The sequence below is a fragment of the Clostridioides sp. ZZV15-6388 genome, from assembly GCF_020657755.1.
Classification (GTDB): Bacteria; Bacillota; Clostridia; order Peptostreptococcales; family Peptostreptococcaceae; genus Clostridioides.
The window spans coordinates 1-440 of sequence record NZ_JAGWCU010000110.1 but is presented as its reverse complement, the minus strand read 5'-3'; the positions used below and the strand labels follow the sequence as shown (position 1 = coordinate 440).

Here is a 440-nt window from a genome sequence, read left to right as displayed (position 1 = left end):
CCTACGGGTGGCAGCAGTGGGGAATATTGCACAATGGGGGAAACCCTGATGCAGCGACGCCGCGTGAAGGAAGAAGTATCTCGGTATGTAAACTTCTATCAGCAGGGAAGATAGTGACGGTACCTGACTAAGAAGCCCCGGCTAACTACGTGCCAGCAGCCGCGGTAATACGTAGGGGGCAAGCGTTATCCGGATTTACTGGGTGTAAAGGGAGCGTAGACGGTGTGGCAAGTCTGATGTGAAAGGCATGGGCTCAACCTGTGGACTGCATTGGAAACTGTCATACTTGAGTGCCGGAGGGGTAAGCGGAATTCCTAGTGTAGCGGTGAAATGCGTAGATATTAGGAGGAACACCAGTGGCGAAGGCGGCTTACTGGACGGTAACTGACGTTGAGGCTCGAAAGCGTGGGGAGCAAACAGGATTAGATACCCCAGTAGTC

At 53.4% G+C, this 440-nt stretch carries 1 rRNA gene; it reads left to right on the top strand.

The features are described 5' to 3' along the window. A 16S ribosomal RNA gene (locus KGF48_RS19965) occupies window positions 1–440 on the top strand; the annotation flags it as partial.